Origin of the sequence: Actinopolymorpha sp. B17G11, from assembly GCF_040196095.1 — a bacterium.
In the GTDB taxonomy this organism is placed as follows: domain Bacteria; phylum Actinomycetota; class Actinomycetes; order Propionibacteriales; family Actinopolymorphaceae; genus Thermasporomyces.
Genome location: NZ_JBEFTW010000019.1, coordinates 108,396 through 134,819, shown reverse-complemented (window position 1 = coordinate 134,819; position 26,424 = coordinate 108,396). Strand labels below are relative to the sequence as shown.

The 26,424-nt window shown below is 68.2% G+C and carries 23 protein-coding genes; all 23 read left to right on the top strand.

Annotation, left to right across the window (positions count from 1 at the left end; genetic code table 11):
• The coding region (locus ABN028_RS20130; protein ID WP_349697698.1) for a hypothetical protein at positions 1–1,179 on the top strand (1,179 nt) is incomplete at its 5' end.
• A complete protein-coding gene (locus tag ABN028_RS20125) occupies positions 1,179–1,460 on the top strand; it encodes a cupin domain-containing protein (protein ID WP_349697697.1) in 282 nt (93 codons plus the stop codon). The genes ABN028_RS20130 and ABN028_RS20125, both read left to right, overlap by 1 nt.
• 39 nt (positions 1,461–1,499) lie before the next feature.
• The gene (locus ABN028_RS20120) at positions 1,500–2,939 is read left to right on the top strand and encodes a hypothetical protein (RefSeq protein ID WP_349697696.1); all 1,440 of its coding nucleotides are present in this window, start codon (positions 1,500–1,502) and stop codon (positions 2,937–2,939) included.
• Between the two features lies 1 nt (position 2,940).
• Positions 2,941–3,144 carry a hypothetical protein gene (locus ABN028_RS20115; RefSeq protein ID WP_349697695.1) on the top strand — a complete coding sequence of 68 codons (204 nt, stop codon included), beginning with the start codon at positions 2,941–2,943 and terminating at the stop codon, positions 3,142–3,144.
• A gap of 44 nt (positions 3,145–3,188) precedes the next feature.
• On the top strand, positions 3,189–5,735 hold the full coding sequence (locus ABN028_RS20110) for a 2'-5' RNA ligase family protein (RefSeq protein WP_349697694.1): 2,547 nt from the start codon (positions 3,189–3,191) through the stop codon (positions 5,733–5,735).
• A gap of 129 nt (positions 5,736–5,864) precedes the next feature.
• Entirely contained in the window at positions 5,865–7,157 is a 1,293-nt protein-coding gene (locus tag ABN028_RS20105) for a phage major capsid protein (protein WP_349697693.1), read from the top strand.
• Positions 7,158–8,719: 1,562 nt separating this feature from the next.
• Positions 8,720–9,190, top strand: a complete 471-nt coding sequence (locus ABN028_RS20100; protein ID WP_349697692.1) for an IPT/TIG domain-containing protein — start codon at positions 8,720–8,722, stop codon at positions 9,188–9,190.
• Positions 9,187–9,372, top strand: coding sequence for a hypothetical protein (locus ABN028_RS20095; RefSeq protein ID WP_349697691.1), 186 nt, complete (start codon positions 9,187–9,189; stop codon positions 9,370–9,372). The genes ABN028_RS20100 and ABN028_RS20095 overlap by 4 nt, the downstream gene beginning before the upstream one ends.
• 304 nt (positions 9,373–9,676) lie before the next feature.
• On the top strand, positions 9,677–10,336 hold the full coding sequence (locus ABN028_RS20090; protein ID WP_349697690.1) for a prolipoprotein diacylglyceryl transferase: 660 nt from the start codon (positions 9,677–9,679) through the stop codon (positions 10,334–10,336).
• Between the two features lie 61 nt (positions 10,337–10,397).
• Positions 10,398–12,719, top strand: a complete 2,322-nt coding sequence (locus ABN028_RS20085) for a glycosyl hydrolase family 28-related protein (protein WP_349697689.1) — start codon at positions 10,398–10,400, stop codon at positions 12,717–12,719.
• A 32-nt stretch (positions 12,720–12,751) separates the two neighbouring features.
• Positions 12,752–13,348 (top strand): hypothetical protein, encoded by a 597-nt coding sequence (locus tag ABN028_RS20080; RefSeq protein ID WP_349697688.1) that lies wholly within the window; start codon positions 12,752–12,754, stop codon positions 13,346–13,348.
• A gap of 70 nt (positions 13,349–13,418) precedes the next feature.
• Positions 13,419–14,225 (top strand): hypothetical protein, encoded by an 807-nt coding sequence (locus tag ABN028_RS20075; protein WP_349697687.1) that lies wholly within the window; start codon positions 13,419–13,421, stop codon positions 14,223–14,225.
• Between the two features lie 27 nt (positions 14,226–14,252).
• Entirely contained in the window at positions 14,253–14,642 is a 390-nt protein-coding gene (locus ABN028_RS20070; protein WP_349697686.1) for a phage tail fiber protein, read from the top strand.
• Positions 14,642–16,393, top strand: a complete 1,752-nt coding sequence (locus tag ABN028_RS20065) for a hypothetical protein (RefSeq protein WP_349697685.1) — start codon at positions 14,642–14,644, stop codon at positions 16,391–16,393. The genes ABN028_RS20070 and ABN028_RS20065 overlap by 1 nt, the downstream gene beginning before the upstream one ends.
• 45 nt (positions 16,394–16,438) lie before the next feature.
• Positions 16,439–18,745: a right-handed parallel beta-helix repeat-containing protein gene (locus tag ABN028_RS20060; protein ID WP_349697684.1), complete on the top strand. Its 2,307-nt coding sequence runs from the start codon at positions 16,439–16,441 to the stop codon at positions 18,743–18,745.
• 34 nt (positions 18,746–18,779) lie between these two features.
• Positions 18,780–19,103, top strand: coding sequence for a hypothetical protein (locus ABN028_RS20055; RefSeq protein WP_349697683.1), 324 nt, complete (start codon positions 18,780–18,782; stop codon positions 19,101–19,103).
• Complete coding sequence (locus ABN028_RS20050; RefSeq protein ID WP_349697682.1) at positions 19,103–19,645, top strand: hypothetical protein; 543 nt, start codon at positions 19,103–19,105, stop codon at positions 19,643–19,645. The genes ABN028_RS20055 and ABN028_RS20050 overlap by 1 nt, the downstream gene beginning before the upstream one ends.
• Before the next feature lie 27 nt (positions 19,646–19,672).
• The gene (locus ABN028_RS20045) at positions 19,673–19,891 is read left to right on the top strand and encodes a hypothetical protein (protein WP_349697681.1); all 219 of its coding nucleotides are present in this window, start codon (positions 19,673–19,675) and stop codon (positions 19,889–19,891) included.
• Positions 19,892–19,894: 3 nt separating this feature from the next.
• Entirely contained in the window at positions 19,895–20,329 is a 435-nt protein-coding gene (locus ABN028_RS20040) for a hypothetical protein (RefSeq protein WP_349697680.1), read from the top strand.
• 81 nt (positions 20,330–20,410) lie between these two features.
• Positions 20,411–20,977, top strand: a complete 567-nt coding sequence (locus tag ABN028_RS20035) for a phage tail tube protein (RefSeq protein ID WP_349697679.1) — start codon at positions 20,411–20,413, stop codon at positions 20,975–20,977.
• 136 nt (positions 20,978–21,113) lie between these two features.
• Complete coding sequence (locus tag ABN028_RS20030) at positions 21,114–21,638, top strand: hypothetical protein (RefSeq protein ID WP_349697678.1); 525 nt, start codon at positions 21,114–21,116, stop codon at positions 21,636–21,638.
• A gap of 273 nt (positions 21,639–21,911) precedes the next feature.
• Entirely contained in the window at positions 21,912–25,574 is a 3,663-nt protein-coding gene (locus tag ABN028_RS20025) for a hypothetical protein (protein ID WP_349697677.1), read from the top strand.
• A gap of 9 nt (positions 25,575–25,583) precedes the next feature.
• Positions 25,584–26,405: a phage tail family protein gene (locus ABN028_RS20020; protein WP_349697676.1), complete on the top strand. Its 822-nt coding sequence runs from the start codon at positions 25,584–25,586 to the stop codon at positions 26,403–26,405.
• Positions 26,406–26,424: the final 19 nt, after the last annotated feature.

Genomic DNA, 26,424 nt, shown 5'->3' with positions numbered 1-26,424 from the left:
GACGCGGCCGGGTTCATGGACGGCGACGGGCGGCCACTGCTTCGCCGCAGGGGCGTCGACACCTCGCCCACTCCGGACGTTGCGGAGCCTCGCGACTTCCCCGCCAGGGTGGAGCACTGGCAGGCGAAGATGCCGGAGCCCGGCAGGTTCGGCCGGGTGCAGTCGAGCCGGCCACGGTTCACGACACGGCTCGCCGACCTGGTTGCGGGCGTCCCGCCGGAGGTCGCCGAGGCTGAGCGGTGGGAACTCGACCGTGCCGCCGACGGTGGCCCCGGTGCGACCGCGAACGCGCACCTGGCCGCTGTCCGTGGCATGGGCGGCGCCGTCGATGACGAGGTGCGGTCCCGGGTCCGCTCCATGGCCCCCGAGCTTGGGGACTATCCGAGGGAGACGGTGGCGAGGGCGCGGCAGGTCGCCGCCGACGCGGAGAAGGCGTGGCGGCGGGCAGATGCGGAAGGGTCCCCGGACCTTGCCGCCCTCAACGCCGCCGCCTACCAGGCGCGGGCCGAGGCTGACCGGCTGTCCGGCGACTTCGCCGACGCGATGATCCAGGCCACCCGGGACGTCCTCGGAGAGATCCGCGACATGGGACCCGACGGGGAGAACAAGCTCGACCTGGACGGTGACCCTGACGCCGTGGCGGCGCTGCGGTGGGCGGAGCAGATGCTTCCCACCGACTGGATTGGCGCGGCTCGCCGGCCGATCGAGGCGCGGGTGAGCAACGGGAACCGCGGATCGTACGAGGAGCACACCGGCCGGATCGTCGTCGTCGACGCAGGCGGGGAACACGCCACCTCCGTCGGGAAGTACGAGTCGACCGCGATCCACGAACTCGGCCACCACCTGGAGCGTGCGATCCCGGACCTGCTGGAGGCGCAGCGGGCGTACTACTGGGCACGCACCTCAACCGGTGAGGTCGGATCCAGGACCCGGGACGGCCGCAACGCTGCCGCCTCGCTCGCCGACCTGTTCCCCGGCCACGGCTTCACAGCGGACGAGCTCGCCCGCCTGGACTGGTGGCTCGACCCGTACATGGGCCGCGACTACGACGGCGACCACTACGAGATCCTGTCGATGGGTCTGCAGGCGTTGTTCGCGGGCGACTGGTACCTCGACGACGACATTGCACGGTTCTTGATGGGGCTCGTGGCGAGCCTCCGGGCGCAGGGGCGGATCTGATGGCGTTCACGGTGATCGGTGTCCTGGACGGTGTCGTGTACGAGGTCCGGGTGACCGGGCAGGCGTCGGATCCGGTGCAGGGGTCGAAGCTGGTCCGGTCGCTGGTGAAGCAGTGGACGGGCCGCACAGTTTCGCTCACGCCGGCCGGGCCGGTGCACACGGTGAATCCGGGCGATGCGAGATCGGTGCTGGCGCTGCTGGCCACTCAGACGAAGGTGCAGCAGGTCGGCGAAGGGGCACCCTCGCTCGCCCCACCACGGCCAGTGCGGGGCGTCTCGTAGGCCGCGACACAAACGGTGCCAGGGCGGCACGGTTCGCCCATGCCTTTCCATGTCGTTGCGACGAAGGCCGGTGTGCCTCCGCAGTTCCAGTCCGGCGGCGGCAACGCGCCCGCTGCGGCACCCCCCGAGCCGGACCTCGAAGAGGAACCGCTCGAAGAGGAGGAGGACCAGGGCAGGGAGTGGGCGGGTGACCCGTTCGTCGACGGTGAACCGTCCGACCCTGCCGAAGCGTTCGCCTCGTTCACCTCCCCCGAAGGCGATGAGGCGTGGCTGGATAAGGCCGAGGACGGCACCCTCACCGGCTGGGTCCGCAACGCCGAGGGCGAGGTGTGGCGGTACACCGACGCGGACGCTTGGGCGGTCGACGTCGACGACGCCGGCATGACCCGCTCCGCTGGCGGTGAGGAGGAGCCGGAAGAGGACGTCGACGAGGAAGAGGCCGACGTCGACGAAGAGGAGCCGATCGAGGACGAGGACGAAAACCCGTTCGCCTCGACGGAGGGCAAGCACCTGCAGGGGCAGCACAACCAGCAGACCCACGGCAACCGGCACGGCGCCCGGTCCGCCGGCCGGCTGCTGATCCGCACCGCCCGGTCCGCCGATGTCGGTTCCCGGAGCCGTTCCCTCCCCCGTGGCCGATCATCCGGTGGCGGCGGCCGCCGGCCCGGGGGTGGTGGGGGCTCCTCGCCCTCTGACTTACCCAAGCCCGGAGGGTCGCGGCGCGGCTCCCGGGCGCCCCGATCCTCAACCACCCGCCGCCGCACGTCTCGCCGGCCTACAGAACGTCCAGAGCCCGCTGACACGCCCTCGCCGGCCGCGCCAAAGCCCGAGCCCGCGACCCCGAAGCCCCAGGCGGAGGAGACACCCGACCGGCGCCACATCGCGCACCTGCTCTCCGACGAGCGGGAGAAGGTCACCCACGCCGACCTGAGAGGGCTCGACCTGACCCAAGCGTCCGACGAAGACCTCGACGGGCTCATCGGCAAGTCACTCGACGACCCGGACGCCACGCAGATGCTCGCCGAAGAGATGGACTCCCGCGACCACGGCAAGCAGACCAGCATCGCCGACGGTTCACCCGCCCCGGACTCCGCCGCAGGGCACTACAAGGAAGGGCAGGAGTTCGACTCCGTCCTGAACTGGTTCCAAAGCCGGCAGCAGACGCCGTACGAACAGGCGCGGGAGGCGTACCAGCAGTGGATCGACTCCATGCTGCTGCGCGCCGAGGACGCCACCAACGGCTACCTGCTGAAGCGGAAGTACCTGGACCGGTATTCGACGGCGGACCTGTTCAACGGGACGATCCGGCAACGTGACCTGCCACGGATCGCGTCGGAGGAGCTGCTGCGCTGGTTCGCCGAACCGGGCAACCGGTGGATGAACTTCGAGCAGTTCGCCGCCGAGACCCTCGGCTGGAGCCGTGAACGGCTCCGGCGAGCCGCCGCAGGACGCGCAGCGGACCTGTCAGAATTCGGGTGACATGGCGGACGACAGAGCACGGTTCAAGCGCGCGGCGGCGTTGGACGCGAAGAACGCTGGCGCGGCCGATGCTGCCGCCGGTAAGCCGCTCGAGTCTTGCCCGTTCGACCCCTCCGGTGACCCGCAGGAGCGATTCCGGGCTCACTGGTGGATACGCGGCTACCGCTCCCACACGCAAGGCCAGGCCGCGACAGTAACCCCATGATGTAGGCACCGTGCCCCGGGACATCCACGATCCCGGGAGAGACGGTGCGAGACCTCACGACGAAGGCGCTGCCGAAGTCTGGCCGCCGCGTCCCCGCACGGTCGGTCAAGCTGGCTCCAGAAGGCCTCGTAACAGCGATCGTTGCGGTCACTGGTGTCACCGACGAGGTAAACGACATCCTCGTCCCGGGCTGCTTCACGGAGACGTTGAAGAAGCGCAAGCCCAAGGTCTGCTTTGCGCACTCCTGGACCGACCCGGTGGGCCGGGTGCTGCACATCGAAGAGTGGCTTCCCGGCGACCCCAGGCTGCCGAAGAAGGCGAAGGACGGGCAGCCCTGGCCGAAGGACGCTGGCGCCCTGGTCGCCACGATGCAGCTGAACATGTCGACCGAGCGCGGCCGCGAAGTGTTCGAGCTGATCCGGTTCTACTTCGAGTCCGGTGAGGCCGAGTTCTCGATCGGCTACAAGGTGCCGCCCGGGAAGGGTGTCCGCCGGCGCGACGGTGTGCGCGTCGTCCTTGTCGTGGACCTGTACGAGCTGTCGGCTGTGCTCTTTGGCGCGGCCCCGCTGTCGATGGCGCTGGATGTGAAGTCCGCGATGCGGCCCGACGGCGAGGAGGGCGAGATGGATGAGACCGCCCTGCACGAATCCGCTCTCGGCGGCATCGCGTGGGATGAGGTCGAACACGCCGCCGCGTACGCACCCGACATCGACGGCGGCGACGGTGACATGGAGGTCAAACGCAACTTCGACTCCAGCAAGCGTCAGGCGATGGCGAAGCGCGGCACAGCCATGCCCGACGGGTCCTTCCCGATCTCCAACGAAGAGGACCTGAAGAACGCGATCAAGGCGTGCGGTCGGGCGAAGGACAAGGACAAGGCGAAGCGGCACATCAAGAAACGTGCCCGCGCGCTCGGCCTCGAGCGGCTCATCCCGGACGGGTGGAAGTCCGGTGGCATGGAGTCCAAGACCGCCGCGTACGCGGTGATGGAGGCGAAGGCCGCCGAGACCGCCACCGGCACGGGTGTCATGGTCGCGCTGTACCCGCCGCCGGAGGTGGCGGAGAAGGTCGCCCACCCGGACGGCTCCCCTGCCGACAGCCTGCACGTCACGCTGGCGTACCTCGGCGATGCGGCCGACCTCGGGCAGGACCCGCAGCAGCTCGCCGACATCATCGCCGGGGCAGCCGTCGAATCCGGCCCGCTGTCCGGCCAGATCGGTGGACTCGGCCGCTTCCCTGCCGGTGACGACGGTGTGCCGACGTGGGCGCCCGTCGACGTGCCGGGCCTGTCAGACCTGCGTGAGCGGATCGTCGCCGCCATCGCCGCATCGCCCGCCGGGGACAAGCTGCACACCGATCACGGGTTCACCCCGCACATGACCCTCGGCTACGACCTGGACGACGTCGACGAGGTGGAGGCGACACCAGTCGACTTCGGCGAAGTGCATCTGGTTGTCGGTCCTGACCGGTACCCGATCCCCCTTGGGCAGCGGAGCCAGGTGCAGGCAGGGATCGAAGCCAAGACCGCGGCCGCCGTCGTGTTCGAGGCGAAGGAAGGCGGCTGGGACCGAAACGCCGGCAACGCCGAGAACCTGCGGAAGTGGTACGTCCGCGGGGAGGGAGCCGCCCGGATCGCCTGGGGCGTCCCGAAGGACTTCTACCGGTGTGTCGAGATCGCCGGCAAGCACATGACCAAGAGCCAGGCCCGTGGATATTGCGCGCTCAGGCACAGAGAGGCCATCGGCGTGTGGCCCGGCCAGGAGGGCAAGTCGATGCACGAAACGATGTCGGGTTCGTTCGAGGAGCGTCGGCGCGAGCTCGAAGCCGCTCTGACAGAGAAGCTCGGCGGCAAGAGCGGCGGCTACTGCTGCGTGGAGGCCACCTACGACGACCGGGTCGTGGTCACCCGCCACGGCGAGGAGGGGAAGGACCCGCAGTCCTACGTCGTGCCCTACAAGGTCGGCCCGGACGGCGGACTGTCCCTCGGTGAGCCCGAGGAGGTGCAGCTGACCGTGGTCGCAGTCCCTGACGGCGGCGGCGATGAGGAGACTGTCGACGCCGAGACCGCTGCAGCGGTGCGGTATCTGTCCCCGGCGGCGGAGATGCTCGGCGATGTCACCCGCATGGTCCGCGCTTCCGGGCTGGAGGGCAAGGCGTTGGAGGACGCGATCGCCCCGGCTTTGGATGCGCTGCTGGATGAGATCGACGGCAAGGCAGCCCCCTACGACGAGGACGAGGACGACGAAGAGGGCGACGTCGACGAGGCGGATCCTGACTCGTACGCCGAGACCGAGCCAGCCCCGGACTCTCCGCCAGCGCCAGATGCGACCGCGCCGGCACCCGCGCCCGCTCCTGATGCGACGGCGCCGGCCGGAGACGTCGGCACCGACGAAGACCCGTGGGCGGATCTCGACGAGACGCCGATCGACCCCGCCGAACTCGACGAGCCGGCCGACGACACGGCCCCTGCCCCTCCCCCGCCGTCCGAAGAGGCCATGGACGACGAGGAGGAAGACGAGGACGACATCGAGAAGAAGACCGTCCTCGACCCCGCCGACGTCGAGTCGACCCTCGCCGAACTGACCGTCTGAACGGCAGGACGCGACACAAGCTATCCGCCTTCCCCAAGATCACCCGCGTAGGTCGGGTCGTCCCGGTGCTGACCGGGCGAGCGGCTGCAAGTCAACCGCCCGTTTCATCAGCAAGGAAGGCACAGAGGGATGTCCGACAACGCCCTCGTCAAGGCTCTCACCGAGCAGCTTGTCGAGCAGAAGTCTGCCATCGAAGGGATCTCGTCCGAGTTCAAGACGGACGAGAAGGGCCGCTTCGAGATCAGCAAGGACCAGCACAAGAACTACGTCGAGGCCGTACGCCGCGCCCAGGAGATCAAGGGGCTGCTGGACTCGGCGAAGGCTGAGGGTGACCTCGGCGCGTACCTCGACGCGCCCGAGGAAGGTTCGGCCGCCGGCCAGCACTTCGGCCAGCCGCAGGACCAGGAGTCCAAGACTCTCGGCGACGTCTTCATCGAGTCGGAGATGTTCCAGAAGGCCCGCTCGAAGGGGTTCACCGACCGGCCGTTCATCCACGCCGGCATGGAAGGCAAGTCCATCTTCAGCATGTCGGCCGGCACGCACACGATCCAGGCGTTCGGTTCGGCGCAGGACCTCGGCATCACCGAGCTCCAGCGGCGGAAGATGCACGTCCGGGACCTGTTCCCGAAGTCCACCACGAAGGCCGCGGTGCTGTACGGCATCCGTGAGACCGGATGGGTGAACAACGCCGCGCAGGTGAAGGAGCGGTACGCCGCTGACGGCACGAGCCCGGCGACCGGAGGCCCGACCGACGTGTTCGGGAAGGCTCCCGAGTCGGACCTCGAGTTCGCGCCCGTCCTGTACCCGGTGGCGGAGATCGCGCACATCCTGCGCGGTCACAAGAACCTGCTGTCGGACGAGCCGCGGCTGCGGACCTTCATCAACACCCGCATGGTTGAGGGCGTCAAGTTCGCCGAGGACCGCGACCTGCTCCACTCCGTGGGTGACGGCGAGAAGATCACCGGCCTGTTCAACACCCCCGGTGTGCAGACCTACACGGGTCTCGCGACCGACCAGTACTCCGTCCAGATCCGCCGGGCCATCACCCGCGTCCTCCTGGCCGAGTACGAGCCGACCGGCATCGTTCTCTCGCCGCAGATGTGGGAGCACGTCGAGGTGGAAGAGGACGACAACGGCGCGTTCCGCGTCGCGGTCGCCGTCGCCATCGGCGCCGAGAAGCGAGTTTGGCGCCTGAACGTAGTTGAAACTACGGCCATGGCCGATGACAAGTTCCTCATGGGCGCGTTCGGCATGGGCGCCCAGCTCCACGACCGGGAGAACGTCTCCGTGACCGTCAGCACGGAAGATTCAGACAACTTCCAGCGAGGAGTTGTCACTTTCCGCGCCGACGAGAGAGTCGCACTCGAGGTGCCGCGACCGGAATCGTTCTGCATCGGCACTTGGACCACGCCGACGCCCTGACCTGCGGAAACGCGGGATCTGAGCGGATGGGGCTGGGCGTTGGGAATGGCGCCCGGCCCCACCGTTGATCAGAACCTCACGCCGCCGGTCTGGAAGTTGTCGGCGTTCTCAGCGTGGGGACTGCCGGAAAATGTTCGCGGAGGACGCTACAGGGGGCGGAACTCGCGATCGGCGTGTCATCGTGAACTGTCCGGCTGCCAGGGGTAACGTTCGACGACGTGAAGCGAACCTGCACTGTCGATGGCTGCGGCCGTATCCACCTCGCCCGCGGCTTCTGCAGCAAGCACTACAACCAGTGGTGGATGTCCCAACCAACAACCGCTGCGGACGCGACCCCGAAAGGGGCCGCCCGGCGTTGCACCCTAGACGGCTGCGAAAACCCCTACTACGCGCAGCGGTACTGCAAGACGCACTACACGACTTGGAAGCGGACTGGCGATGCCTTGACACCGAGGCCGCCGAAGACGCGGAACAAGGGGCCGTGCTCCGTCTCCGGTTGCCATGACCGGGCGCGAGCCAAGGGAATGTGCGTTCTGCACTACAAGAGGTCCAGGAGGGGTACGGACTTGTCCGCGCCTCTTCAGGCGAAGCGGCAGGGCGACGGGATCTGCTCGGTCGCCGGCTGTCGCGGGAAGCACAGTGGACACGGCCTGTGCGCGGCGCACCTGCGGAGGTATCAGGTGCACGGCGACGTGCAAGCCCATTTGCCGATTCGCCGCCACACCCTGAGCAAGTACCCGGCCGGCGGGCCATGCCGGGAAGACGGCTGCGAAGAGTCAGCGAAGACCGGCGGGTACTGCAACCCCCACTACACGTCGCACCGGTTCCGTGGCGACGACCCTGAGCTAGTTGGCGGGCGCATCTGCCTCGTCGACGGCTGCGACAGGGCCATCTACGCCAAGGACCTGTGCGGGATGCACTACGAGCGAGTCAGGGTCACCGGCAGCGTTGAACCGAGGCCAAAACCCGTGCCGAGGCCCTGCGGGGTCGAGAGCTGCGACCGTAACGCGACTGGCCGGAAGGACTACTGCCCCCCGCATCAGGCGAGGTACATGCGGACCGGCAGTCCCGTGAAGCCGCCACGCGTGCGTCCTACCTGCTCGATGGTCGGCTGCGATCAAGAGGCGAAAGCACGGAAGCTCTGCACACTGCACTACAACCGGTGGCGGGCATCTGGGGATCCAACCAAGCCTGGCACGCCGACGCCTTCCCCTGTCGGGCGTGAAGCATGCACGGTCGACGGTTGCGACACGGGCCAGTTCGCGCGCACATGGTGCAAGAAGCACTACGCACGCTGGAAGCGGTGGGGTTCACCACTCGGGACGGTAGCGACCCGTCAGGCGGTCGAGTCCGAGAACGAGTGCTCGGTGAAGGGGTGCGACCGGCCGTTCTGGGCGATGGACTACTGCGAGATGCACCACCGGCGGTGGAAGCGGAACGGTCACCCGACCCTGGAGCCTACGGCCGAGTCTCTGACCGCTTGAGTACCGCGCGACGCAAGCCACCTGTGTGCGGCACGCTCCCCGCGACTTGGATACGACCACGCGCCGGGAGGCGGAGCAATGGGTTGGTACGACGCAAGCGGGAACCGGATCGCGAAGGGGTCGTTCCCCACCGAAGCAGCGGATGACCCGTTCCTGCGGGTGACGTCGGACGTGTACGAGAAGCACCCGTACCCGCACGAGGACGCCACGAACACCGGCAACGAAGGGTCGATGCTGCGTCTGGCGTACAAGGCTGGCACGGTCATCCGCCAGTCCGACCTCGACCGCATGTACCCGTCGGCTGCGGTGCTCGCGGTGTCCCCTGCCACGGGCCCAGCTGCTGGCGGCACGGTCGTCACCGTGACCGGGCAGAACCTCGACGGCGTTACCGGGGTTACGTTCGGCGGCGACGCCGGCACGAGCCTGCAGGTGCTGTCCGGCACGCAGGTCAGGGTCACCACCCCGGCGCACGCTGCTGGCGCGGTCAACGTGGTAGCCACCGACGACAGCGGGTCGGCGAGCAAGACCAACGCCTTCACCTACGCGTGATCCGTCTGACCCTCGCGGTCGGACCCTTCACACTGCTGGACCTGCGACTCCTCACCGCAGAAGGCGACGGCACCAGCGACACGGCGGCCACGCCCGGCGCCGAGTCGGTCCCGGCGTCGTCGTTCAACCGGCCGGTCGGCTTCCACGCCGACCTGTCGCCTGTGATCGAGGAGGAACCATGACACCTGAGCGTGCCATCACCATCGGCATCCTCGTTCTCATCTTCCTGGTGATCCTGTTCGTGGTGGTCCGGTTCGCCAGTGGCGGTTTCTAGGCCGCGACGCAAGCCGCTTCGGTGGGCATCGTCCCGCGTTGAAAGGCGACAACCGTCGCCTCCGTTCGAGGAGGAACGAAATGGCCGTTGACATCGTGGCTGTGCTTCAGGTTGTGCTCGCGCTCGCTGCGGGTGTGTCGGTCTGAGCCCGCGACGCTAGGCGTCCTCGGCGGGCATCGTGCGCGGCAACCACGACCTGCTGAGAGGACGTCATGGCTGACAGCAGCCGGCGCAAGTCCCGCGCCACGGAGGAAGAGAAGCCGGCAGAGGAGACCGCGCCCGCTGCCGCCGAGAAGACCGCCAGTGACAAGCCTGCGGCGAAGAAGTCCAGCCGCCGCAGAAGTGCGCAGGTGGAGGACCAGACTTCGGAGGCTGCGCACCTGGCCGCCGAAGAGACGGTTCGCGCCGCGTCGCAGGAAGACACCCCCGGCGCGGTGTCCGAAGGCGAGTACGACTACGCGCCGCCGGCCACCGTGGTCGGGGCGGTGCAGGCGCCCGGGGCTACGCAGCTGAGCCCTGCCACCCGCAAGCACGCCACTTCGCCCGGCTCGGCTCCGCTGGAGCCGGCCAAGAAGGACTCTGAGGAGGAGGCCGAGCCGCCGAAGGTCGCCGACATCGGTGTGGCCTTCGCGGCGAAGGCGAACGAGCTGTTCGACGAGGCGACCGGGGACACCCCGGATCCGGAGTCGGTGTTCCAGCCGCTCAGCGAGCACGGTTCGGCGCAGGTGTGCCAGGTCCGTCTGCTGGAGCGGACCTACCTCGGGTTGCACAACAACGAGATCACCCGTGTCGTCATGCCGGAAGGTGCGGTCATCTCGGACGCGCAGGCGGAGCAGATCAAGGCCCGGCTAGCCCAGCAGCGGGCCAAGTAGCCCATGGACTGGGGAGGGCGCACCACGGGCGCCCTCCCCTCTTTCTGGAGTAGGTGGGCTGATGGCGCTCCCGGTTGACTACGACACGGTCACCGTCCGGGGGAAGTACGTCTACCTCGACGGGTCACCCGTGCAAGGCACCGTGCGGTTCACCGGCAAGGTCGTCGCAGTGTCCGCGGCGACGAACACCATCATCATCCCCGCGTCTCGGACCGCCACTCTTTCCCCAGGCACGGGCGAGTTCACCATCGACCTGCCAGCCACCGATGACCCTGACGTTCTCCCTGGGGGGTGGACGTACACCGTCGAAGAACGGTTCTCGGGTGGTGGCGGGCGAACTTTCCAGCTCGAGGTGCCGCTCTCGGCTCAGGCCGGCGGAATCGACCTCAAGGACGTCGCGCCGACCGACCCCAGCCAGCCCGGCGACCCGACCACTTTCGTCACCCTCACTGCATTCGACGCGTACAAGTCCCGAGTCGTCGACGTCCGTGACTACGGTGCAGTCGCCGACGACTCGACCGACAACACCGCGTCGATACAGTCCGCGCTCGACGACGCGGCCGCGGCCGGCGGCGGCCAGGTCCACATACCACGCGGCGTGTTCCGCACCGGGCCACTGACAATCGGGACGCGGGTGCGCCTGTCAGGCACCGGATTCGATTCGATTCTGAAACACCAGGGCGGCACGGGCGACCTGATCACCACGGCCAGTACCAGCGTCGACCTGCTGCAGATCGCCGACCTGACCCTCGACTGCTGGCTACAGACCGTAGGATCCGGCGCCGCAGGCGTCAGGATCACCAGCAACGCCAGCGGTTACAGCAGCGGCTACCAGGACGCGCATCACAACCTGCGTGACCTGTTCATCGTCGGTACCGCGGGCCCCGGCGTCGCGGTCGCATCAGGTGGCCGCGAGATCCGGATGCACAACGTCTCGGTACGCGACCCCCGAGCCGGGCACGGATTCGACCTGCAGGGCACCGACAACTTCTACTCAATGTGCACCGCCGCGACCACGCGAACCCCCTACCACGGGTTCTACATCCACGGCAGCAACAACCGCTTTGTGGGCTGCAAAGCGTTCTACTGTGGGCTGACCGGCGAGCTCGCGAACGGGTTCTTTGTCGACCGTGGCCGCAATAGCTTGGTGGGCTGTGAGGCGCAGGACAACGGCAACTGGGGCTTTCTGTTCTCCTCTGGTAGCGACCACACTTCGGCGGCGGGCATCCTGGCGGACAGCAACGCCAAAGGCGGCATCAGGGTCGACAACAGCGGCGGCACCGTCGTCGGCGTCTCCCTGACCGGGTTCACCACCTTTAGCCGCAGCGGCGGCAGATATCCGCAGCCGATCGGTATTCAGTTCTCCGGGGCAGCACATCCCGGCTCCATCTTCGCCGGCTCCGCGCATGGCAACACCACGACAGACGTTTCCGGGACACCCACAGGCTGCACCCTGCTGCTGACCAACACCGCAGGTGACCAGCCACAGGTGATCCACGGCGGGTCGTTCACTGCGGCCGGTATCAACATCGGCGACCTCGCCGCCGACGTGGCAGGCAAGGCAGGCACAGTCCAGGTCGACACCTATGCCACACCGGGCACCTACACATGGAACCACCCTGCAGGCGCTAAGAGCGTTCACGCGGTCGTGATCTCCGCTGGTGCCGGTGGGGGGTCGGGCCGCCGTGGAGCGGCAGGAACGATCCGCTGCGGCGGCGGCGGCGGCGGAGGCGGCGGCATCACCGAGCAGATCATCCCCGCTGCCGTGGTCGGCGCCACCGAGACCGTCACGGTCGGCGCTAAGGGCATCGGCGGGGCCGCAGCGACCGTGGACAGCAGCAACGGGGTGGCCGGTACCGGTGGCGGCCCGTCCTCGTTCGGCGCGTTCGCTTTCGCCGGCGGGTCGGGGCCAGGGGGGGCAGGTACCGCGACCAGCGGGCTAGGCGGGTCCGGCACGCAGGGCCGCTGGTCCGGCCCGATCGGTGGGGCAGCCAGCACGTCCGGCGGAATCGGCACCTATGGCACGCCGGGGTTCGGGTCGACCTCCAGTGGTGGGGCTGGCGGTGGGGTCACTTCGGCGAATGTGGCCAGCGATGGCGGATTCGGCTACTACGGGCCTGGTAGACCATCCGCGTGGCCGCCGGGCGGCGTCGCACCGGGGGGTGCAGGTACGTCGGGTACGGCGGTTCCGGATGGCGTTCCGGCGGCTGGGGGGTCAGGCGGCGGCGGCGCCGGTTCGACCACGACCGCAGGCGGGGCAGGCGGTCACGCCGGCAACTACGGGTCCGGTGGTGGCGGAGGCGGCGCGAGCACCAATGGCTTCAACTCCGGAGCCGGCGGCAACGGAGGCGACGGGATCGTCGTCGTGACCACGTACTTCTAACACACGAGAACCAGACCTCCAGGGGTGATGACGTGACCGTCGTGCCGACCGAAGACGTCGCGCGGCTCCTCGGCCTGCCCGATCCCCTGCCGGCGGACAAGGCATGGCAGATAGAGCAGGCCCTCCTCGACGCCGAAGGTGCCGTAGTCGGGCACATCGGCCGACCGATCGTCGCCGTAGAGAAGACCCTCACAGACCAGTACCCGGTGCCAGGTATTGCGCTCACCGACCCGGACGCCTGGCCCGACGCCCAGGTGCAGCTCGACGACCGGATCAAAGTCCTGGAGACGACCGCGACCGAGGGAGGCCGGTTCACGGTTCGGTTCCTCGTCGGCCTGGACGTCGCGAACGACCCCGAGCTCCGCCGGATCTACACCTTCATCCGGGACTCTGCGGTGGAGTCGCTGCGGAACAACCCTGACGGCGGGATCGGCACACGACGGGTGTCGTCGGTGTCGGCAGAAGGGCAGTCGGTGTCGTACGCCAACGACACCCCCGGCGGCGCGGCCGCACCCGGTGCCCCGCCGACGCTGGACAGCCTCAACCGCTGGAAGAGGCGAGCCGCCTACATGCGGAGGACGCCGCGGCCGGTTCCGTGGCCGTACGCGGGAGACACCAGGTCCTGGTGACCCGCGCCGCGACGTAAGCCGACTGCGGGCGGCATTGTTCGGCCAGTCCACGGCGTGAAGGGACCCACGCATGCCGCTCCCCGCGAGCGCCAGTAGCACCGTCATACAGGGCCGAATCCTCGACGTGGCCGGCAACCCTCTGTCGGCCACGATCACGTTGACGCCTGTGCCGGAGCGGATCGTGGTGAAGGTCGACGACACGACGATGTACCGCACACCGGTCTCGGTGGACACCGACCCTGCGACCGGCGCCTGGGAGCTCGAAGTCCTTTCCTCCGACGATCCGGACCTGGACCCGACCGGTTGGACGTACACCCTCACGGTCAAAGGGCCGCTGGTGAGCGACACGATCACCGGCGTTCCGGCTCCGAAGGATGCGCCGGTCGATCCCGGGTCGGGGAGGCCGACTGTCGACATCACCGAGCTCACGCTGGGATCGTCCTCGTCCGGGACTGGTGTGGCGTACCGGCTGGCTGGGCTCGCCGACGTTGACGTCACCACCGCCGCGCCCGTGGGTGGGCAGGCACTCGTCTACGACGACCTCACGAGCAGTTGGAAGCCGGGCGACTCGTCCGGGGTGTCGTCGTGGGACGACCTGACCGACAAGCCGGCGACGTTCCCGCCATCTGCGCACACACACGCCACCTCTGAGGTGACGGGGCTCGACACAGCGCTCGCGGCGAAAGCGGAGGCGACGGATGCCCTCGCCGTCCCCCGCGCAACCGGGGGCGCCTGGCCGGCTCGACCAGCCGCGCAGCACGTGACGTGGATCGAGACGCTCCCCGCGACACCACTCGTGCCGGCGGGGATGGTCGACGGCGATCTGTACCTGGGGCCTAACGGGCTGACCGGGCTCCCACCCGGAGGAACCCCCTGATGCGTACGCACAACGAAGGAGCCGAACGTGGCTGACAACCTGACCGACACCGCTGAAGCCTTGGCTCTGGCGTGGCTCTCCGGGGAGGGCACGGCGCCGACCAGGCCCACGGCGCCGCTCATGCTTCGGCTGGTCACGGCGAGCGGCTCCGACTCCGCTGCCGGCACGCAGGTCGCTAACGCTGGAGGTTCGGCGTACTCGCCGCAGGACGCCAACCTGAACGCGGCCGGTACCACCAACACCGCCGAGATCCGCTTCACGAACATGCCGGCGTGCACTGTCGTCGGTGGCGAACTGTGGGATTCGGCCGGCACCCCTGTCAGGGTGTGGTGGGGGCCGCTCGCCGCGAACAAGACGGTGAACCTCGGTGACGACTTCGTGATAGCCGCGGGTGACCTGGACCTGTCCCTCGGCTGATGGCTCGCCTTTGGTCGTGCGGATTCGAGCTTCAATCCGCCGCCGCGGGCGTCGAGTTCGTCAACGTCAACGGCTCCCCGACGATCGACACCGGCGTACGCCACTCCGGTGCCGCGTCCCTGCGCTGTCAGGCATCGGGGTCACTGACCTCGATCACCCTGCCCGCCAACAGCGCAGCGGACGCGAACGCGCACGTGTTCCTGCGCGGCTACTTCCGACTGAACACCTACCCGTCCGGATCCACGGCGATCCTCGCCTGGTCGAACTCCCCATCCACCGTAGGTACCGCCGGGTCATGGTGGGGAGTCAGCGTCGACACTGACGGCACCCTCTTCCTGGCTGGCGCCGACGGCCGATCGGACCCTGCGTTCAACTCCGCACCCCTACAGCTCGGCATCTGGTACCGGGTCGAGATGGAGTACGACGACACCACCGACACGCTGGTCGGGCGGTTGAACGGCGTCCAGTGGGACTCGATGACCGCAGGCTCCATCGGCGCGGGTGGAGGCCGCTACCCGCGGTGGGGTGTCCAGCACAACGTCACCTGCGACCTGCATGTTGACGACTGCGCGATCAATGACGCCTCGGGGACGTTCCAGAACTCGTGGCCCGGGAACGGCCGGATCGTGCACCTCGTCCCGAACGGTGTCGGCGACTCAAATACCTGGCAGAAGAGTGACGGGACCGCCGGGACGTCCACGAACTGGCAGCAGGTCGATGAAGTCATCCCGGACGACAACACCACGCACCTGAAACGGACCTCAGTCCAGCCGCTCGACGACTACCAGCTCCTCAACGCATCGGCCGCCGGAATCCCAACCGGATCGGCGGTCAACCTCGTGGCGGTAGGAGTCCGCGGCGCGGCGGGCTCCGGGGGCACGGCCGCATCAACGGCACGGGATGTTCTGCTTCGAGTCAAGGGGCAGTCAGGCGGCACAGTCCTTGCCAGCGCCGCCTCGACGAACCGGTTGAACTCCGACGGCGCTGCGGGAAACTACGTCACCCACACCACGGTCCACCCGAGAACCTACAAGGTTGTCGCGTACCAGAATCCGCAGAACAGCGCCGCCTGGACCCTGTCCACGCTCGACTCGGCACAGATCGGTGTGCAGGCGCAAGTGAGCGGCACGACCGAGATCCGAGTCAGCTCGATGTGGGCCCTCGTCGACTACACGCCACCCGAGGTGACTGGCGCGGCTGCGTTCTCGGCGGACGCGGCGATGGCTGCTTCTGGCAGGGCCGAGGTGAAGGCCGCGGCCGCGCTCTCCGCTGCGTCGTCGCTCGGGTTGGCCGGGCACCTTGGCCTCTACAGTGCCGCGTCCTGGTCAGCCGATTCCAGCCTGACAGCCGTGGGCCGGCGGCTCGTGCACGGCGCCCTGGACCTGTCCGCCGAGCCAGCCATGCTGCTCGTCCCCGCCGACATAGGCGCCATCGGCATTCTTCCTCTGTCGGCTGCGTCCAGTATGGCGCTCACGGGACACGTGGAGGCCCGCGCCGCTGTCTCGTGGTCGGCGGAGTCCGGCATGGTCGGGGTGCCAAAGGTCATCCACTTCGGGCACCTGCCCCTTGCCCAAGTGTCGAATCTGGCGGCTGCTGCTCACGTCGACGTACGTGCGGCGGCAGCCTTCTCGGCCGGGTCGTCTATGAGCCTGCGGCACGAGTTGGGAAGCGACTTCGCCGTCTACCAGCTGGCCAGCGGTCTCCTTGCCGTCCGGAGGATCTACCGTCTCGAGGTCGGCGCCCTGGCGTAACCACTGGGCGACGCAAGGCCACCACGGGCGGCATTGTTCGGTGCCATGTCGTTGCCTCCCAGTGCAAGCTCCACTGTCATCCGAGGCCGATTCCTCGACACGACGGGTGACCCGCTGTCGGTCACCGTCCAGTTCAAGCCCGAGCCGAACCGGATCCTCGCTCGCACTGACAAGGTGACCCTCTACAACACGGCCATCACTGCCTCGTCTGACCCTGGCACTGGTGACTGGTCGATCGAGGTCCTCTCCTCCGATGACCAGGATCTTGACCCGTACGACTGGACGTACACCGTCACGATCACCGGGGATGTGTCCGACACCCTGACCGGTGTCCCGGCGCCGAGTGACGTCCCGATAGACCCCGGCACCGGCAAGCCGACGGTCGACCTCACCGATCTGGTTACCGGGTCGTCGACCGGCGGCCTGGGCAGGGTGTACGTGTTGGCCGCCCTGACGGACGTGGACTTGTCCACTCCCCCGTTCGGTGGGCAGCAGCTCATCTACGACGCGGAGCGGGGGGTGTGGACCGGTGGTGGACCTGCGGAGATTCCGGTGTGGGACTCGATCGTCGACAAGCCGCCGACGTTCCCGCCGTCCCCTCACTCCCACCCGACCGCCGATGTGGTCGGGCTCGACACGACACTCGCGGCGAAGGCTGACCTGGCGTCCCTGGCGGCGGTCGCAACGTCTGGTGCGTTCGCGGACCTGACGGACTCCCCGACCATTCCCACCACGCCTGGGGAGGTCGGGGCGGCTCCCGCCGTCCACACGCACAGCCCGGCAGATGCCGGCGCCGCTCCGGTGGTGCACAGCCACGACGAGGCCGACATCGAAGCGCTGGCGTCGAAGGTCGACAAGGACGTCCAGGTGTGGAACGTCCTCGACCACGGCGTCATCGGTGACGGTGTGGCGGTCGACACCGCCGCTCTGCAGGCCGTGCTGACCGCAGCCCCCGCCGGGACAAGGGTCGTCATCCCCGAAGGTGTCACCTGCAAGATCAACGGAACCCTGACGATTTCCAAGAAGCTGCACCTGTCCGGCGGGGAGATCGTCCAGACAGCGACCAACCTTGAGGCGATCATCCTGACCCCGGCGGCGTCGGGCTCGTCGATCCGGAACGTCCGGATGACCGGCCCCGGTGCCGTGAACTACGGCGGGCAGTGCCGAGCGATCCACCTCGCAGGCACAAACACCACGACCCGCGTCACAGGCGTCCTGGTGGAAGACGTCACCGCCTCGGGATGGTCTTTCGGCGTGTCCGCGCGCCTCGCGGAACGGTTCACCGTGAAGGGCTGCACCCTGACCGACCTCGGCTATGCGGGCGTGCACATGTTCTCGGTGAACAGGTTCAAGGTCATCGACAACATAATCGACGACGTTCACCTGACCGGGACGAACGTCGACTGCTACGGCATCACCGTCAACCGGATCGAGAACGTCACCATCGCCGCCGAGCCGCTCTCCGAAGGCGGCCTCGTGTCACGCAACCACGTGCTGAACGTCGAACACGAGGGCATCGACACCCACGGCGGGGTCAACCTGACGATCAGCGACAACTACGTGCACGGCTGCCGGACGGGGATCGCCTGCGTCGCTGGCGGCAACGAGAACAACGTGGAGACGTACGCCCCGAAGGGAATCATCTGCACCGGGAACGTCGTCGTCTCCGGCGTCAGCGACGGCAGCCGCGAGGTTGGGATCAAGCTGGTTGGCGCCGGGACCGGGGCGGGGGCGCTCGTCGACGGGGCGACCGGTGTCATCTCGAACAACTACGTCCACGGTCACGGCTTGTCGGGTGCGACCGCTGGTGGCGGGATCATGGTCTACTACACGCACGGTGTGGTGATCTCCGGGAACACCGTGCTCGAGCCGTCCAATTACGGGGTCCTCGCCTACCACACGAACCATGGTCTGGTCATCAACGGCAACTTGGTGGTGGACCCGTGGCACCCGACGGGTGGAACACCGGCCGCGATCTACCTCCGCGACGCCGACAACACCGACGTCCTGGTGGACGGCAACGTGGGTGTCCTCGGCGGCAAGTCCGCCACATCGAAGCTGTACCGCGGAATCTGGGTGCACTCCACCGCGACCGGGCTGCTCGGCTTCAACCACGCCCCGCAGGCATCGAACGCCGAGATCGTCGGCTCTGTCGGCATGAAGACCCGGTTCGACTCCTACGAGGTTCAGTTCCACAGCACCGCCGCCACGACCCGCAAGATCGGGTTCTTCGGCGAGACCCCCGCCTCACGGCCGACGTCCACGCCCGCGAACGCGACCGACCTTGCTTCGGCGCAGACCCTCGTGAACAGCCTCAAGGCCACCCTGCAGGCGTACGGGCTGATCCCCTGAGACACAAGGCAGCCCCTCCAGGCATCGTGCAGCTGTGGCCGTCCTCCTCGCCGACCTCAGCCTGAGCGTCGCGACGAAAGATCATCCGTGGCTTCGAGACTCCCACGGTCATCCAGTCGCGCCGGAGGAGCCGGCAGAGCTGCGTGGCCCATGGCCCGGAGCCGCCCGCGAACAGCCCGACCTGTCCTACACGTTGCGGCTCGACACCCGGGCGTGGCCGGTCGAACCAGGCGACCGCATCACCGACGGCGCCCGCACCTGGGTCGTGGCCTCGGCGCGGATCAACACCGTTCCCCGGCACCCCGACGCCGACTACATCGCCATCGTTGCGACCCTCGAACCGCCGGAGGTGCCGTGATGGCCCGGTTCAAGGAACGCAACGGACTGAATGAGATCGTCGCCCGCATGGTCGCCCCGAACATTGGGGACGTCGCGAAGAAGGTCGAGACCGAGGCGCGGAAGCTGGCGCCACCGGTCAAGGAGTGGACGACGATGCGGGACGCGCTCGTCCGCAAGGAACACCGCCAGACAGACAGGCAGCGGGTGCCAGCGAACCTGCGGTTCGACCTGCCCAGCCATCCGTGGGACCGGGAACACCGCGGCGTCGGCGAACGCACCTACATGATGCGGCCGAAGGACTACAGCTCCAAGGCCTACGTAAACATCATCCACTGCCGGTGCTGGGTTGTGTGGGATCAGCAGGGCGTCGCCCGGCACATCAAGGCCGGGCAGCCGAACGTCGAAGGGCCCGTCGTGAAGGCCCGGGTCCTGTGCGACGCGCACCTGTGCGTCGATGCCGAGTTCGGCACGACATACCCGGACGGCAACACCTCGTACGGCATGCGGTTCATGGGGACCGGTGCGGCCCGTGCGGCGGCAGCATCGAGAGGACGACGCTAACCACGGCTGACGCCTACCTTCCGGGCCATGGCTACCGCAGACAGCAAGCCGGACAAGCTCGAGAACAAGGCGATCACGCCCGACCAGACCAAGCCCGCTGCGCAGGTCGACGAGGTCAAGCTGCTCCTGGCGCACCACTGGACCGACGATGCCGGCGAGAACCACGCACCGGGCGAGACTGTCACCCTCCCCGCCCAGCAAGGCCGGAACCTCGCCGCCCAGTTCTACGGCAAGATCCAGGGCTGAGCGATGGCGCCAGGTGTCCTCGCCGACGCCGACGCGGTCGCGTTAGCGCTCGCCTGGCTACAGGGGAATCCGACGCTGGCCGGCGAGTTCGGCGGCGTCTCCGGCGTGATGGAGGCGCCGTGGCCGCGACTCGTCGTCACGACCGGCCCCGGCGGTGATCTCGGCGACATGCGGTGGAACACCCGGCAGGAGGTCACCCTTGAGGTGTACGGCGATCCCGACGGCCGGCCGGGCAAGGCAGCGTTGTGGCGGCTCACGATGCTCGCGGCGTCTGCCCTTGTGGAATTGGCGGACCGTGGCGACGCACCGGCCGGTGTGCCTGTCGTGTCTGCGGTGGACCCGAACGGGACACTCGCCTGGTCTCCGCTGGCGAACGGGCAGCACCGGTGGATCGTGTCGTGCTTCCTGACGCTGCATCCTCCGCAGGCGATGGCCTGAGATCCAGCGGGCGACACTAAGGCGTCTGCACGTGTTGCCTTTGCCGCGACCGAAGCCCGGTTGCGATCAACGGGAGCGCACGTGACCATCACCCCGTCCGAAATCGTCGTCCCATCGAGGACGTACGTCTATCTCGCGGCTGTGGGTTCCACGGCACCCGCCGACGCGACTACTGCCCTTGCTGCGCCGTGGGTGAACGTCGGCCTGACGACGCCCGACTCCCTGGCTTTCAACACCGAGCCGGAGTTCGAGGAAGTCACCTCGGCGCAGTCTGACTACCCGACGCGCCGGTTCCAGACCTCGGACGCGGCGGCGATCGAGTGTGACCTGCAGCAGTGGAATGCGGCGAACTTCCAGTCGGTCTACGGCGGCGGCGAAATCACCACCATCACCGGCCCGCCGATCAACTACAAGTTCACGCCGCCGAAGGTCGGCGACCGGACCGAGAAGGCCGCCGTCATCGAGGTCATCGACGGGGCGAAGCACTACCGGTTCGTCTTCCCCCGCGCCATGCAGGTCGAGGGTGTCGAGCTCGAACTGCAGAAGGCGCAGGAGGGTCGCCTCGCGCTGCGCCTCGCGGTTTTGGGCGGCGACGGCACCGATCCGTGGTACCTCCTCACGGACGACGAAGCGTTTAATCCGGTTTAGCCGAATTATCCGTTTCGAGGCGGATAGTGGCGCCTCTCAGCTCGACAGCCGTCCCGACGACTGACGGCGCGACCTTAGACACCCGCGCTCCGTACCTTCCCGCGTGCGACCCCCGCACAAGGAAGGAACCCCACACGTGGGCACAGTCATCGAGATGGACGCGCCACAGCGCGAAGCCAAGGACGAAGGCGTTGTCGTCCGCTACAGAGGCGTCACATACCAGCTGCCGGCCGAACTCCCAGCCGACGTGTTCGCCCCCTTCCTGGCCGACGAACTCGACCTCGTTGGAGTGATGAAGGCGATCCTCGGCGCCCGCGCGGACGCCGAGGTGGCAGGCGAAGACATGCTGCAGGTCCTTCTGGCCCGGCCGAACCTGCCGAGAGGACTCGTCGACGCGATCCGGGCCGGCCTCGAAGCGCTGTTCACCGCGAACGGAGACGCCAGCCAGTGGCAGGCGTTCCTCGACTCAAAGCCATCCATCCCGGCGTACGGCCGCCTCATCCAGGGGCTCGTCAAGGAGTACGGGGTGAGCCTGGGGGAAGCCTTCGCGTCGCTCGGACTCTCCGAGAGCGGTGGAGCGACGTCGAAGCCGACTTTGCCCGCTGGTACCAAATCGACGCCCGCGGCGTCTGGCGGCACCCGACGCACCAAGAGTTCATAGGCGTACGCCGATGCTGGGTCCTCCTCGAAGGGCTGCCAGAGGAGGCCCGCACCAAACGGTCGGACCCCACCGAGCCGGTCTGGGGACACACCCAGGAGCTACTCGCGCAGGTGGTGGAGGAGATATCGGTGCTGGCCGCTGAACGCAGGCGGAAGAAGCCGCGTGAGCTTCCGAGGCCGAAATCCATAAGCGGCTCCTCCGCCAAGCCCGGCGGCCGCCGGATGGGCTTCCGCGACATGGTCGCGGCCGCGCAGCGACGGGGGCAGGTGCGCCATGGCTGAGAAGGCCGGCGAACTTGAAGTCCCAGTCGTAGCCGACCTGTCTGGGTTCGCCCGCGAACTGAAGCGGAAGGTCGAGGCCGCTGCCGAAGGTGTGCAGGCGAAGATCGAAGCGGTCGTCGACGAGAAGGGGCTTCGGCAGGAGCTCGAGCGTGCCGTCGAGAGGGCCGCGGCCGGTGTCAAGGCCAAGGTCGAGGTCGAGGTCGACGAGGACCAGGCCCAATCCAACATCAGTGGCCTGTTGGAGCGGCTCGCCAAGAGGCTGACCATCCCGCTCGGCACGAAGGGCGAGGTCGCCGACAACGTTGTCGCCGAGTCTGCCAAGGGGCAGGCGGTCGCCCAGGCCAACCCGGTCGAGGTGCCAGTCAAGGGTCAGGGTGGCCGGCTGCTGCGGGACGTTCTGCTGGAGCGGCTGCGCGCGCAGGCGGCGGTGCAGAAGGCGCCAATCAACATTCCGATCACCATGCGCCTCAGAGGCGTCATGGCGGGCCTACGTGGGCTGGCCATGGCCGCGATCCTGCCCCTGGTCCAGCCCGCGATCGCCGCCATCGGTTCCCTGGCGGCGGGGCTCGGGGCGTTGAGTGCGGCCGCCGCGCCTTCTGTCGGCATCCTCGGCGGCATCCCCGGCATCCTGGCCGCCATCATCCAGGGCGCCGTGGGCGTCAAGATCGCGATGTCCGGCGTCGGCGATGCCTTCAAAGAGTCAATCTCGATTGCGGAGAAGCAGGCGCAGGGCCTGGAGGTCACCGAGGCGGACCTGCAGAAACTCAAGGCTGCGATGGACAAGCTGTCGCCGTCGGCGCAGCTGTTCGTCAAACGGGCGGTGTCGCTGCGGGACGAGTGGCAGTCGTTCAAGAAGGCGGTGCAGGAGCCGCTGTTCGAGCCGCTCGCCCGGCAGATCAAACCCGTCGCGGCAGCCCTGCTGCCAGACCTGGAACGGGGGCTGGCCGGCACATCCAAGGTCGTCGGCGAGGTTGTCGACAACTTCGGCGACTTCGTGCGTACGCCAGTGTTCCGCGCAGACTTCCGCACGATCCTGTCCGGCAATAACCGGCTGCTCGAGTCGTTCGGGAAGGCGTTGGGTGACGTCGGTGTGGCGTTCGTCGACATCGTCGTCGCCTCCCAGCCGTTCCTCCGCCGTATCGGGCAGGCCACTGAGCGGCTCGGCGCATGGATCCGCAACATCTCCCATGCCGGCCGTGAGTCCGGCCGGTTCGCCGCATTCCTCGACCGCGCTGGGGACACCGCCGGACAGCTGTGGCGGATCATCAAGAACCTCGGCGGTGGCCTGTTCGGGGTGTTCCGCGCCGGCACCGAGCAGGGGCAGAAGCTCCTGGACAAGATGGAGGCATCCCTCGCCCGGTTCGACCAGTGGGCGAACTCGCCCAAGGGTCAGAAGGCGCTGAAGCAGTGGTACGAGGACGCCATGCCCGGCTTCCTCCAGCTCGTCGGGCTGATCGGCGATGTCGGCAAGGCGCTCGGCCGGATGTCGACGAACGAGAACCTCGCCCCGATGATCCAGCAGCTCCGGGACGACGTGATCCCGGCGCTGGAGAACTTCCTCACCACGCTCGCCGAGAACATGGGGCCGGAGGTCATCGACGCGCTCAGTTCGCTCGCGGACGCCCTGCAGCACCTGGCGGAGGTGGGCGGCCCGCTTGGCACGTTCATCACCATCATCGACAAGGCGCTGCTTGAGCCGTTCGGGAAGTTCGCTGAGGACAACCCGGAGATTGTGAAGGCTCTCGGTCAGCTCCTCGGCGCCCTGCTGGCGTTCAAGGCCGCGAAGGGCATCTTCAACCTGATCGGGATTGGGAAGCTGGCCGGCGGGATCGGCGGGCTCCTCCTTGGCGGGAAGGGCGGCAAGCACAAGGCCGGCGGTGGCGGTGGCGGTGGGCTCGCTGCGAGCTTGTTCGGCGGCCTGATTCCGGCCGCGGCCGCGATGGGGCCGAGGATCAAGGCTGCGCTGGCGAAGGGCATCGGCGGTGTCGGCGGCCTGTTCGGCAAGGGTGCGACCAAGGGCGCGGACGCGGCTGCGCGGGGAGTCGACAAGTTCACGAAGGCGGTCGACGGGTCGAAGGTCGCCCTCGGTGCGGAGATGGTCGCCGATGCGAAGAAGGAGACAGCACTCGGGGGTGTTGGAGGGGCTGCCGACAAGTCCGGCAAGAAGGTCGGCTTCTTCTCCCGGATGCTCGACGGCACCAAGAAGGCTCTCGGCGCCGGGGTAACCGCGCTGGGGACCTGGGGGGCATCGGCTACAAGCAAGGTGGGCAGCACGGCGGCGAAGGTTGGCCGCAATGTCTCCGGCATGGCCCGCATGGTCGGGACGGTTGCCGTGTCTTGGGCGGCGGACTCCGCGCGGGCGATCGCGGGCATGGCCCGTATGACGGCTGCAGTCGCCGCGCACGGTGCGCGTCAAGCCGCGTCGTGGGTGGGGAACCAGGCGAAGATCAAGGCCGCCAGCATCGGAACATGGGCGGCAGCCCAGGCTCGCGCGGTCGCAGGTATGGCCCGGATGACTGCGGTCGTGGTGGCGGAGGGGGCGAAGCAGGCTGCGGCGTCGGCGCGGAACGCGGCCAGGATCGTCGCCGGCTGGGTGCTGATGGGTGCCCAGGCGCTCATCCAGGCCGCCCGGATGGCGGCGGCGTGGTTCATCGCGCTGGGCCCTGTCGGCTGGGTGATCGCCGCCATCATTGCGATCGTCGCGCTGATCATCGCGAACTGGTCGAAGATCGGCCCGTTCGTGACCGCACTTTGGAACAAGGTGTGGTCGGTCGTGTCCGGCGCCGTCTCCAAGGTGATCAACTGGGTGAAGACGAACTGGCCGCTGCTACTCGCGATCCTGACCGGACCGGTCGGTCTCGCGGTCATGTTCATCATCCGGAACTGGGACAAGATCAAGGCCAAGACGTCCCAAATTTTCAACGGGATCGTCAATTTCCTGCGCGGCGTCCTAGCCAAGATCGTCAGCTTCGTGGCGAGCCAGGTCGCCAACATGAAGACCCGGTTCGACAACGGCGTAGCCAACATCAAGCGCGCGATCGAGAGCCTGAAGGCACTGCCAGGCCGGGTCCGCGCCTTCTTCCAGCAGCTCGTCGACGCCGTGCAGGAGAAGGTCGACGCCGCGGTCCGCGTGGCGACCAGGCTCAAGGACCGGGTCCTCGGCTTTTTCCGCAGCGCGGGAGGCTGGCTGAAGAACGCCGGCAAGAGCGTCATCGACGGCCTGATCGACGGCATCACGTCGAAGATCAGCGAGATCGGCGCCACCATGTCGCGGGCGGCGGACAAGGTGCGGGCGTACTGGCCGTTCTCCCCCGCCAAGGAAGGGCCGCTGCGCCGGTTCCCGCTCGACAAGGCTGGCGCCAACCTCGTCGGCATGCTCACCGACGGGATCCTGGCCGAGCAGGGGCAGCTGGTCGGCGCGATGCGGCGAATCACTGGGCTGGTCGCCGAGCCGACACGGGCAACGGACCCGATGGCGATGTGGAAGGACACCGAACGGCGGCAGACGTTCACGCCGACGCAAGCCGTCGACCGTGGCGTGACGTTCCAGGACGGCGCTATCCGCATCTACAACCCGACCCCGGAGCCGGCGTCCGAGTCCGCGGCGAAGAAGCTGCCGAGGATCGCCGAGTTCGGCCTGTTCGGTGCGACGTAGGAGACGGGCATGGCAGATCCGCGGGAACGCTGGTTCATCGACGACCTTGAGGTCACCGACCGGCTCGTCCACGACCTGGAAACGTTCGACGGCCTCTACGGCTCCCCTCCCCTGGAGGGGTCGAACGTTGCGGTGCCGCAGCGGGACGGGCAGATATGGGTGCCAAAGCGTCTCGGCGCCGGCCAGTTCACCCTTCGGCTGTGGATGGCCGGAGACACCCGGCCAGAGGTCGACGAGAACTGGGAGCGGCTGCTGCGGCATGCGGTGAAGCGGCACAGGCTGGTCCGGTTCGAGCGGCACCTCACCGACGGCGGCGTCCGCGAATGCTACGGAGAGGTCACCGGCCGGATCTCACCGACGCCGATCGGGCAGCTCGGCGTACGCGCCCAGATCGACGTGCTCGTCCCCTCGGGCGTGTGGCAGGACACCACGGACACGAACACCGGCCTGATCTACCTCTCCCCCGGCACCACGGCAGCGGTCAACCGCATGGTGGACCTGCCAGGCTTCACCGGCTCATCGGCACCCCTCACTGCGCTGCGCGCCACGATCACCGGCATGGCCACGAACGTGCAGCTCACATGCCCCGACACCGGCGGCTGGTTCCGCTACGACTCATCCCTCGACGTCGGCGCCACCCTCACCGTCAACGCAGCCACCGACAGCGTGACCGGGCCGAACCTCGACCGGTGGCGCTACACCGGCCCGTACATGTTCGAGGTGATCCCGCCCGACAACGCGACAACCGCGCCGCGCATCCAGGTGACCGCGACGCTAGCCGACCACAACGCGACACTTCGGATCGTCGGCCGCCGCGCATACCAGGTGTGAGGAGCCCCACCCTTGCCGA

Bases quoted from the DNA above. Each gene is read 5' to 3' on its own strand.
- ABN028_RS20125 (WP_349697697.1), top strand. From the start codon at position 1,179: ATGGCGTTCACGGTGATCGGTGTCCTGGACGGTGTCGTGTACGAGGTC.
- ABN028_RS20120 (WP_349697696.1), top strand. From the start codon at position 1,500: ATGCCTTTCCATGTCGTTGCGACGAAGGCCGGTGTGCCTCCGCAGTTC.
- ABN028_RS20115 (WP_349697695.1), top strand. From the start codon at position 2,941: ATGGCGGACGACAGAGCACGGTTCAAGCGCGCGGCGGCGTTGGACGCG.
- ABN028_RS20105 (WP_349697693.1), top strand. From the start codon at position 5,865: ATGTCCGACAACGCCCTCGTCAAGGCTCTCACCGAGCAGCTTGTCGAG.
- ABN028_RS20100 (WP_349697692.1), top strand. From the start codon at position 8,720: ATGGGTTGGTACGACGCAAGCGGGAACCGGATCGCGAAGGGGTCGTTC.
- ABN028_RS20090 (WP_349697690.1), top strand. From the start codon at position 9,677: ATGGCTGACAGCAGCCGGCGCAAGTCCCGCGCCACGGAGGAAGAGAAG.
- ABN028_RS20085 (WP_349697689.1), top strand. From the start codon at position 10,398: ATGGCGCTCCCGGTTGACTACGACACGGTCACCGTCCGGGGGAAGTAC.
- ABN028_RS20075 (WP_349697687.1), top strand. From the start codon at position 13,419: ATGCCGCTCCCCGCGAGCGCCAGTAGCACCGTCATACAGGGCCGAATC.
- ABN028_RS20065 (WP_349697685.1), top strand. From the start codon at position 14,642: ATGGCTCGCCTTTGGTCGTGCGGATTCGAGCTTCAATCCGCCGCCGCG.
- ABN028_RS20060 (WP_349697684.1), top strand. From the start codon at position 16,439: ATGTCGTTGCCTCCCAGTGCAAGCTCCACTGTCATCCGAGGCCGATTC.
- ABN028_RS20050 (WP_349697682.1), top strand. From the start codon at position 19,103: ATGGCCCGGTTCAAGGAACGCAACGGACTGAATGAGATCGTCGCCCGC.
- ABN028_RS20045 (WP_349697681.1), top strand. From the start codon at position 19,673: ATGGCTACCGCAGACAGCAAGCCGGACAAGCTCGAGAACAAGGCGATC.
- ABN028_RS20040 (WP_349697680.1), top strand. From the start codon at position 19,895: ATGGCGCCAGGTGTCCTCGCCGACGCCGACGCGGTCGCGTTAGCGCTC.
- ABN028_RS20025 (WP_349697677.1), top strand. From the start codon at position 21,912: ATGGCTGAGAAGGCCGGCGAACTTGAAGTCCCAGTCGTAGCCGACCTG.
- ABN028_RS20020 (WP_349697676.1), top strand. From the start codon at position 25,584: ATGGCAGATCCGCGGGAACGCTGGTTCATCGACGACCTTGAGGTCACC.